The organism is Nostoc sp. CMAA1605 (genome assembly GCF_021596505.1).
In the GTDB taxonomy this organism is placed as follows: domain Bacteria; phylum Cyanobacteriota; class Cyanobacteriia; order Cyanobacteriales; family Nostocaceae; genus Trichormus.
Genome location: NZ_PJIZ01000143.1, coordinates 1 through 9,103, shown reverse-complemented (window position 1 = coordinate 9,103; position 9,103 = coordinate 1). Strand labels below are relative to the sequence as shown.

Annotated in this window: 2 protein-coding genes; both read right to left on the bottom strand. The window is 40.2% G+C overall.

Annotation, left to right across the window (positions count from 1 at the left end; translation table 11 throughout):
- A partial coding sequence (locus tag CV014_RS28235; RefSeq protein ID WP_236145043.1) for a type I polyketide synthase occupies window positions 1-3,491 on the bottom strand: 3,491 nt, incomplete at its 3' end.
- Between the two features lie 48 nt (window positions 3,492-3,539).
- Window positions 3,540-9,103, bottom strand: a 5,564-nt coding sequence (locus CV014_RS28230) for a type I polyketide synthase (protein WP_268964943.1), incomplete at its 5' end; no start/stop codon positions are given.

Below are 9,103 nucleotides of genomic sequence, written 5' to 3'. Positions count from 1 at the left end.
TGGCGCAATTTTTCAGCTAATTGCTGTTCTAATTGCTGTGGTTTAACTTGAGCTTTAATGACATCAGGATTTAGTAAATAATCTCTACCATCGGGTAACAACGGTGCTAGAGTAATCCACTCTTCTATATAAGACTGTGGTTGAATTTGAGGACGGATAATTTCTTGACTTTGAACAGATTTAAGTTCAAATCCTGTAATTGCTACGAGTAACTCACCTTGTTCTGAGTAAATATCAATATCAGAGATAATATAGTTATCAGAATTTTTAGTTAGTCGAGCTACACTGATGACGCTATTGCCTGGAGACTTGAAGAATTGAAATTTAGCAATTCGGACTGGGACATAAGTTACAGATGATTCTTGCTGAAATAAAATCGCAGCGATCGCCTGAAAACAAGCATCCAATATCACCGGATGAAAATGATAGTTCTTTGCTTCTAAATGCTGAATCTCTGTTAACTTAATTTGAGCAAATGCAGTATTTTTACCACGTTGAAGCTGATTAATTATCTGGAAGCTACTGCCGTAATTCACTCCCGATTTTTGATATCTTTCATAAAATGAATTAATCTCAACCTGTTCTGGACAATTAGCTGCTATTTGTTCTAGAGTTTGGTGATTTGCATCTAATGATTTTGATTGATCGATTTTTCCAGTAACCAGTACATCCCAGTTATTGTGACTTTGCTGATAGATTTGAAAATTGTTTTTGTCAATAATTAATTGCAAGGTATCTTCTTTTTCTTGCAGCAATAATGCCTTTTGAAAATCGATATCTTCTAAACTTACAGGAATTTCTGTAGCAGCTAACGCCATTTCAATAAAAGCTGCGCCGGGAAATATCGGTTTACCAAAAACTTGATGTTCGGCTAAAAATGCTGGGTTGTGCTGACTAATACTCGCTCGATATTGAATAGAAGATAGGGGAGAGGGGAAGCGATCGCCGAGTAAAGGATGTCCAGAGCGATTATGATGAGATTTAGTAGCAGAGTCTACCCAATAGCGTTTGCGGATAAACGGAGAATTGGGTAAACTAATTTTTTGTCCAGAGCGAGAGCGATAAAATTCCTGCCAATTAATATTTATGCCTCGGACATATAATTCGGCTATAACTCTTGAGATTTGTTGAGAATTACTACCATCTTTAGCTAAACTACATAAATTCAGGATTTCATTTGCTGGTAAACTATTATGCTCAAGATTATTGATGGGCTGATTGCCAATTTCTAGAAATATTTGATAGCCCATCTGATGCAAGGTAGGAATCCCTTTAGCAACATTGTCTGATTGATGTAACTGTTGCACCCAATAAGCGGCTGTTTTGATGGAACTATTCGCAACTTCACCATGATTAGTAATGAAGGTGAGTTGGGGATTGCTATAAATAACTTCTTCAGCTACCTTTTGAAAAGCGGAAAATTTACTTTCTCCATTCGCTTCGCTCAATAAATGAGGGCGAGTCGCAACCAACTTAACTGCATCTTCAATTGAAAATACTCCAGCTTGTTGAGCAGCTAGATATTCCCCAACGCCAGAACCTAAAACCGCAGAAGGGCAAATACCCCAAGATTTCCAGAGTTCACAAAGAGCATATTGCAGTGCAAATAATGCTGGTTGAACATATAAGGGATTTTTTATATCTTGCTGGTTATCAAGTAACTCTTTTATAGAAAAATTTAAATAATTTTGGAATGGGCGATCGCAGCGAATTAAAGCATCATTAAAGACAGGCTCATTTACAAAAAGCCCTTTCCATATTCCCGCAAATATTGCTGTTGCCTCATTGCAAACAAAAGCAATCTTAGTATTTGCTTTTACCTCACTATAAATAATATTAGTTTCTTGCTGATTACCACTAGCAAAAGACCGTAGTTGTTGCTGTAAATCGGTAGTGTTGGAAACTAATAAAGATAATCGCTGTTTATGATGAAAACGACCTGTGTTTAAAGAAAAAGCGATATCAGTTAAATTAACTTCCGGTTTTTGGTCGATATAATCAACGAAATTAGCAGCCAATAAACGCAAACGTTCTTCATCTTTAGCAGACAAAGTAACTACTACAGGAAATTTATTTGTGGTTGAAGATTGTACTTGTGGAGGTTCGCTTAATATCGCATGAGCATTAGTTCCCGATGCTCCAAAAGAACTGACTCCGGCGGCTTTTATCTTGCCATTACCTTGAGTCCAAGGACGAGTTTTTGTCACTACATGGAGAGGTAAGCTATCCCAATTAATGTGCGGATTTGGTTTTTGCAAATTGAGATGAGCCGGAATTTCGCCATGATAAATAGATAATATCGTCTTGATTAAGCCAGAAATTCCCGCCGCCGCCGCTAGATGACCAAGATTTGTTTTAACAGAACCGACTAACAAAGGTTGGGATGAAGAACGATTGACACACAAAGCATCCGCGATCGCTTTAATTTCAATCGGATCTCCCAAAGATGTACCAGTACCGTGAGCTTCGACATAATCAATGATATCGGCACTTAAACGAGCGTCAGCTAGAGCCTCACGAATCAATTCTGTCTGCATCGGCCCATTAGGAACAGTAAAGCCGCCACTTGCACCATCGTTATTAACAGCTGTTCCCCGAATTAACGCCCAAATGCGATCGCCATCTGCTAAGGCTTCACTCAACCTTTTTAAAACGACAACCCCGCAACCTTCACCAATTCCAAACCCATCAGCACTTTCGTCAAAGGTTTTGCACCTACCGTCAGCCGCTAACATCTGATTTCTGCACAAGGCAATGGGTACTTCCGGCGTGAGAATCAGATTCACTCCCCCTACTAACGCTTGCCGACATTCCTGGGCGCGCAAAGAACGACAGGCTAAATGCACAGCTACCAAAGAAGAAGAACAAGCCGTATCTACAGCCAAGCTAGGGCCATTAAGATTCAAAAGATAAGAAATACGCCCAGCAGCAGCATTTATATGGTTGCCAGAGATATGATAGGCACCAATGGTGCTGTAATCTCCGCCTGGTGCAATCAGACGAGCATAATCATTGTTGGTGATGCCGATAAAAACACCGGTTTTGCCGATTCTGGCAGTAGGCGCAGCCATCCCCGCATCTTCTAACGCCTCATAGCCCACTTCTAACAGTAACCTTTGCTGGGGATCGATATGCAAAGCTTCTCTCGGTGCAATCCCGAAAAACTGCGCGTCAAACATTGACACATCATCAAGAAAACCGCCTTGAGATACATAGATTTTGCCGGGTTTACTACGGTCTGAATCATAAAAATCAGACATATTCCAGCGATCGCTAGGTAAATCTGTGAGCGTATTACCACCAGCCTTGAGAAAAGACCAAAAAGCTTCAGGAGTGGAAATATTTTGACCAAAACGACAACCCAAACCCACAACTGCGATCGGTTCGCTTTGTTGAGCTTCAACAGCCTTTAATCTCTCCTTCGCCTCATTCAGTGCCTTAAACACCCTAGCTTGGACAGACTTATCGTTACTTGATATCTCCAACTCCATCTTGTCTCCTTCCTCCGCGCCTCTGCGTCTCTGCGTGAATTAAAAAAATCAAGAATTACCCAAAAAAGCCTCCAAATCTGCAAGCTCTTGTAAAACTAAATCCTCATTCACCTCTTCCTCAATAGGAACAACATTCAGAGAGTGATGAGAAGTATGCCGAGAGATTTTCCCCCCTGCTCCCTGCTTCTCATTAACCTGCCAACCAAACACCTGTTCCACCAAATAATCAACTAATCTTCTAATATTAGGGAAATCAAATATCAAAGAAGCAGGTAAAGCAACTTCCAATCCTTTCTCTAAACGATTTTTCAATTCAATCGAAAGCAAAGAATCAATCCCCATTTCTAAAAACCCTTTTTCGGGGTCTGGTATCTGTTTATTTCCTAAAATTTTCGCTACTTGTTCTCCAATATATGCAAACAAATGTTCCCGACGTTCTCCTGGTGGAATTTCTTCTAGCAAACGACGTGGAGAGTTTGACTGTGGAATTTCCTTAGCTGAACTTTGGTATTCTCCTAATTTCTCAAAAATTGGTTTATTGCCTTTAGATTGATAAATATTTTTGAAGCGCGCCCAATCTACATCAGCTAGTAAAACTTGGGTTTTTCCAGATGACATAATAGCATTCATAGCTGCAAAGGCTTTATCTAAAGGAATTTCTTTCATCCCGATTTGTTTGAGCCAATCTTCATATTCTTGAGAAACTATGCCATTACCTGCTAATAATGCCCAATTCAAACTAGTAGCTGTTAATCCTTGAAGATGACGTAAATGAGCTAAAGCATCCATAAAATGACTAGCAGCATCATATAAACCTTGCTCTTTAGCTCCCCAAATTGCACCTGCGGAAGAGAACAATACAAAGTAGTCTAATTGAGTTGTTAAAGATAACTGATGTAAATTCCAAGAACCACGAACTTTAGCCTGAAAAACTTCTTTGATATCATCCAATTTACATTCGCTTAATTGAGCTTTGCGCCCTGACACTCCCGCAAGATGGAAAATACCCCGAAGCGGATAAGATGTTTTTTGAATATTGGTAAAGATGCGGGACATCTGCTCAAAATCTCCCACATCTGCTTGACAAACTTCTACAGATGCTCCCTTTTGTTCTAAGGTTTTGAGATTTTGAATTATTTCCTCAAATTCGGCTGATGAATCCCACTCAGAGCGCGAGGGAAATTGACGACGTGTAGTCAAAATGAGGTGTTCTGCACCCAAATCAACCAAATGACGCGCAAGTTGCAATCCTAGATGACCTATACCTCCTGTAATCAAATAGGTTGCTTGAGCTTGGATAGCGACTGGTTTTTGAGGTAGAGATTGCAGTGGGGAAAGACGCGCAACGTAGGCTTGACCTTGGCGGAACATCAGATGATCTTCTGTCGCTGAATTTGTCAGTCCTAGAAATAAAGCATCAAGATTTTGAGCAATATCGGCGTGGGGGTCGAGGTCTATCATTCCCCCCCAAAGTTCTGGTTCTTCTAACGCCATCACGCGTCCCAACGCCCACAGGGGAGACTGAGTCACAAAAGACGGTTGCTCTAAACCAAAGGGTTGACCGCCTTGGGTAACGAGGAATAATTTGGGAGGATGAGGTATTTTTTTAATCGCCTGGAGAAAATTTAAAAGATGGTGAGAGCGATCGCATAAAGTAGACTCATATTGATCGCTCTCTCCAGCATTCACAAGATAAATAATTCCACGCCAAGATGTATCTAGCTCAAAGCTATGTTCTGGATTAGCGATCGCACAATATCCACAATCTTTGGTAAGTTGCTCTTGAATTGCTAAAGCTAGATTATCTGCTTCATGCTCAGTAAAAATAAGCCAATTACCCAAAATATTGCTGTTTTCATGGGCATTTTGGGCAATAATAATACTTTGCTGAAATAAAGGACTACCAATTTTTTCGTCAGGAGAAATAAATTTAGCTTCAGCAAAACCAGATTCTAGGAGGATAGATTGCCAAGTAGATGCTACCAGAATGGGATGATCTGGACGTAAATTGCGCTCGCTAAAACGCCACCAACCTTGAGTCACACCAAATATCAAATCAATCCACCGAGACTGATGAGTTAGTTCTAGCAGTAATAAGTGTCCCCCAGGACGCAGCAAACCTCGAATATGAGGTAAGGTTTCTCCTTGTAAATCTCGCGTAGAATGCAATACATTTGCCGCAATAATTAGATCATAAGATTTAGGTGAAAAACCTTGAAGTTCAGGGTCTTTTTCTATGTCTAAAACTTTGTATTCTATGAAGGGATGAGCAAAAGTATCTTTGGCAGTCTCAAGAAAGTATGGTGAGATATCAGTAAATGTGTAGCTAATTTGACGAGAAGCACAAGCTTGGAAGATTTGATGGGTGGTAGCTCCAGTTCCCGCACCAATTTCTAAAATTCTGATTGGCTCTGATGCAGAGTAATTAGATAATAAAAGTTCTACTGTTTTAGAGATACCAAGATTGAGAACTTTTGCCCAAGATGTGTTTTTATAAAAATCTTCTGCTCCAATTTGCCCATCTTGAGAAAATAAGATAGATAAAGGCGAAATCTTGCCTGTAAATATAGCTGCAAGATTAGCAGCAACTCGCCCAAACAGTGTTAATTCTATAGTAGCATTTGGATACTTAAATATCAAATCATCTAATGTTAAATTAGGACGTTCTTGTTGCAGTTCACTGATGATTTTCCAGTCCGAACCCTGCTTTTCTAGAATGCCTGTTTGTGCTAATATTTTTAAGCAATGCTGCCATAATAATCTATACTCTTCTTTAATCCCAGCCTGAATTAAACTTTCTTCTGGAGAGAGGATAGTATTTATTTGCCATAATCCTAAATCTTTTACAGCTTGCACAATGAAATCAGCACTTAATTCTTCCATATGGGAAAAAGCTAAAGTAACTCCTGAAAATTGTGCAGATTTTATTGGTTCTGATAAATAAGAGTCTAAATTCGTTTGAATTATTGCTAAATTCTCTAATTTACTGGCTAATAAAGTCCGAGGTAGCCATTCTAATTGATAAAGTAAGTTATCAAAATCAGAATTATCTTTATCTTGATGATGTAGCTGAATTAGTTGTTGAACAATTACCGATAAAGTTTGTTTTTCAGTTTCCGAATAATTACCAGCTTCTACTAAAGTTTGGATTAAATTTTCTGCATCTTTTTGAGCTAACATCTTAACAACAGCAGATTCCTGGGAAGTTTGAAATTGAGTCTTTAAGGGAATCCAATGTTGACGTTCCTGGAAAGGATAAGTTGGTAAGGCGCATCTTTTAGGTTGGTAATCTTTTTCCACGCCAAACCAATCTATATCTACACCGCGCACGTAGAGTTTACCTAGACTTTCTAGTAGAACTTCCCAGTCAGAGAATCCTGAGCGTAAACTCGGTAATATCAGAGGGTTAGATAATGATATAGATGACTGAATAATGCCTAAAAGTACAGGTTTGGGGCCGATTTCAATAAAAGTATCACATCCTAGAGATTGTAGAGACAAAACTCCTTGGTAAAATTGCACGGGATGTAGCAAATGTTGAATCCAATAATCAGGAGTTACAATGCTCTCATCTGCAATTTCTCCTGTTAAGTTGGAAATGATGGGAATGTGGGGTTTGGCAAAATCAATCTCTCGTAGAGTATGTCTAAACTTTTCACATACAGGTGCTATGAGTGGCGAATGAAAAGCATGAGAAACCTTTAATTGGCGAACCTTCACTTCTGTATTAGTAAAGTGTTCACAAAGGTGTTGAATGATGGTTTGTTCGCCCGAAATGACTGTATGTTGTTCGGCATTGATGGCTGCGATCGCAACTTTTATCCCCTGATTTTTACACACTTGCCGCACAGATTTTTTATCCAGAAAAACAGCAGCCATCGCTCCTTGTTCTGCGGGTAATTCACCAATTAAATTGGCTCGTTGTATGACCAGTTTTAACCCACTTTCAATATCAAAAACTCCGGCAAAACAAGCAGCCGCATATTCTCCTAAGCTATGACCTAAAACAGCAGTCGGTTGAATACCCCAAGAACGCCATAATTGAGCCAGTGCTACTTCAATAACAAATAAAGCTGGTTGAGTATAAGATGTATGATTTAAATCTAGATCAGAATTAGCAAAGATGACTTGTAGTAAAGATTTACCAGTTAGTTCTTGATATATCGTTTCACATTGGTCTAAAGTTTGCCGGAAAGTCGGTTGTGTTTGATAAAGTTGAGCAGCCATTCCCAGATATTGAGAACCCTGTCCCGTAAACAAAAAGGCAATTTTGGGAGGCTGTTTTTCATCAACTTGTGCGTGAATTATTGATTCTAAATTTTGTTGTCCAAACTGATGTAATTTACTGACAAAATCCTCTATTTTAGAACCAGTTACCGCCAAACGATGGCGGAAATGAACTCGGCTAGTATTAGCGGTGAATGCTACATCACAGATATCGCTTTCGGGATGGTTTTCCAGAAATTCTGCATAGCTTTTTGCTAAATCTACCAAAGCCTGTTCTGTTCTGGCAGACAGTGTCAGCAAATGCTGGGGACGCTTGATGTCATTGGGCTGGGGAATAATGGCGGGTGCTTCTTCTAGCACCACATGAGCATTCACGCCACCAATTCCTAATGAGTTAACCCCCGCACGTCGAGGCAATTCTTGGCCATCTTGTTGCTTTGTAGTCCAAGGTACGGCTGCGGTATTGATATAAAAAGGAGTCTTGGAAAAATCAATCTGGGGGTTAGGAGTATTGAAGTGTAGAGTCGGGGGAATAATTTGATGTTTGAGAGCCAAAGCAGCTTTGATCAAACCAACAATACCAGAAGCAATTTGCATATGTCCGATATTGGTCTTGACGGATCCTAAAGCGCACTCTCCCTGATTTGCAGTGCTGTATGCTCTAGCTAAAGCATCGATTTCGATGGGGTCTCCCAGTTTCGTACCTGTACCATGAGCTTCCACAAAGCCAATAGTATCAGCTTCAACTCCAGCAAAGGCTAGTGCTTCGGCTGCAACTGAAGTTTGACCTTCTCCTCCGGGTGCTGCAAATCCTAGTTTTGTCCCACCATCGTTATTGATGGCAGATCCCTTAATCACAGCGTAGATATGATCGTTATCTGCTAGAGCATCTTTTAATCTCTTCAGCAGCACAACCCCAACCCCACTGCCAAAAATAGTCCCATTCGCTTGGGCATCAAAGGCGCGACAATGCCCATCAGGAGATACAATCAAACCTTCTTGATACAAATAACCGATCTTTTGGGGAGAGTTGATAGAAGCAGCTCCAGCCAAAGCCATGTCACTTTCACCATTCAATAGACTTTGACAGGCTAGATGTACCACTACTAGTCCGGTGGAACAGGCTGTCTGGACATTGACACTAGGGCCACGCAGATTCAGTTTATAGGAAATTCGCGTAGTCAAATAGTCTTTGTCGTTAGCCACCATCGTTTGAAACCCTCCCATCGAATCTAATGTGAAGGGTTGTAACTCATCATTGATATCTAATTGGCCGCGATTTGGATAGCAATTATTGATCAAGTAGGTGTTCATACTCGCCCCAGCAAACATCCCGATCGCTCCCTCATAGGAGTTAGGATTATAGCCAGCGTTTTCTAAACACT